The organism is Pelotomaculum propionicicum (assembly GCF_004369225.1).
GTDB classification, from domain to species: Bacteria; Bacillota; Desulfotomaculia; order Desulfotomaculales; family Pelotomaculaceae; genus Pelotomaculum_B; species Pelotomaculum_B propionicicum.
On record NZ_QFFZ01000122.1, the window covers coordinates 1 to 1,980 of the forward strand.

Annotated in this window: 1 protein-coding gene; it reads right to left on the reverse strand. The window is 48.1% G+C overall.

What is annotated here, in order from left to right:
• Nucleotides 1-99: 99 nt before the first annotated feature.
• Nucleotides 100-1,836 carry an IS1634 family transposase gene (locus Pmgp_RS19130; RefSeq protein ID WP_134216264.1) on the reverse strand — a complete coding sequence of 579 codons (1,737 nt, stop codon included), beginning with the start codon at nt 1,834-1,836 and terminating at the stop codon, nt 100-102.
• Nucleotides 1,837-1,980: the final 144 nt, after the last annotated feature.

A 1,980-nucleotide genomic window follows, 5' to 3' on the forward strand; every position in this document is an offset into this window, starting at 1 on the left:
CCTGACTTTGACAGTTATGAGGGCGAAAAGAGGCCGCAATCCTTGCAAATAAAGGGGTTGCGGCCTTCACTTATTGTCATAAATATGTAGGGTAACGGCTCATTTTTTGCTCTCTGCCAAAATATTTTTTATATCACCGAGACGCAGTCTTTTGCGGGTAAAATCGATGCCGAGAGCATCTCCGATGACATCGGAGATCTCGCTTCTATAATCGAACAGGTACAAGTTATCCTGCTCGTTGGAGCAGGCAATTTTATTCAGGCACTCAATAATTCTTTCCGCCGAGTAGCGCCGATTCGTTTTCTTCTGAATAAGGCGCATGATCACCAGGGCGATGAAGCAGGTGAGGAAGTGAGCGCCGATTCGGTCTTGGCGGGACACATATACCGGACGCGCCTCAAGCGTACCCTTCGTGACCCTGAAAGTTTCCTCAATCTCCCACAGCCCGCGGTAGGTGTCAATGATCTCCCCGTCGGACATATGTCGTTCGCTGGTGACAATGGCATAATAACCGTCGTACTTTTCCTCTTCCGCCAGTTTATCGGAATCAAAGCATGGACAGTGCTTTCCTTCAAGAACCTCGCCGGTTTCTTTGTCAAATTCCAGATTTTTGACGTACTTGGCCGCGCCGTAGGTTATGGCTTTATTGTACTTCTTCGGGTCCGCCACAAGCGCCAATGCCTTTTTCACAACCTCTTCCCGCTCGGCCCTTGCTTTGTCCGCGTACTTCTTCGCCCAAAACACAACTTGCTTTTCATGCACGGTCTTCTTTACCGTCCTGCCGCTTTTCATGGTTACATTGATTTCCCGCGCGATCAGCCTGCTCTTGATTTTGAATTCGGCGTCCTCGCCGGCCGGCTTGCCGTCAGTACCTACATAACCCTCGTTATTGAGCACATAATTCTTAAAAGCCTCCGTGCCGCCGCGCACAGAAAAACTGAACACATACCCGTTGCTGTCCTTTCCGCCGGTCAGGTAATAAATATTGTCGCCCGTGATGATCCCCATGTCGGCCACCACCACGATCCTGCCCGTGCCGTAATTCCTTCTCACCTCGCCGATAACCGAGCGGAACGTTTCCTTGTCCAGCTTGTTACCGGGGAAAAGTTCATAATGGAGCGGAATCCCGTCCGCATCCATCGCAAGACCCATTTGGACGAGAGGATTGTGGCGATGCTCTTTGGACCTGCCGTATTTGCGAAGTTCATCGGCCTCATCAATCTCGAAATAGAAGTTCGTGACGTCATAGTAGATTGTTTTCGTATCCCGTCCGTACTTGGCTGCGATCTGTCCGTGCAGGTACCTTTGGAAATCTTTCGCGATCTTCGCGTAGTGAGAAAGGGCCCGGTATACATCCGCAAGCGAAAAGTCAAAGCGCTCAAAATAGCGGCGCCGTTCTTCGAAAGCCTTCTTCTTGGAGCCGGGCGACAGCAGCCTGGACACCACAAGCAGCATCATGATGGAGTTGGTGTTGTACTTGAATTCTTCGTTGCGTGCCCTGTTGTTGAAAAAGCGATGCAGTCCGAGTTCATGGTAGATCTTTAAGATCGCGACATAGCCGAAGTTTTTCCTGTCATCGGTTTCTTGCTCAAGCTGTTGCTCCATATTGATTGTCAGTGTCAGCTTCTTCTTCGCGTTTTCCTCCTCAGTCATCTTGCGGGCGACTTCTTGGAAATGGGCGATGGGATCGTCATATTCCTTTTCCAGCTCATCCAAGTAGCCCAAGGACTTGACGGTTCGGTCAGTAGAAATATTTGTCTTTGGATTTCTGTATTTCTGGGCGATAACAAGATAAGTTCTTTCTGATTGTTTTCGATACGTTTTTTTGAGATACATAACAAGAACCCTCCATGGCTGTATGTAATAGTTCTATCTCTATTATATCATATTGTGCCATTTTATGCCACATAAAAATGATTAAAAATCACAAAAAAATTTCCCCTGAAGCCTTCTGCCACAAGGAATTCTGGTTTTCTCTAT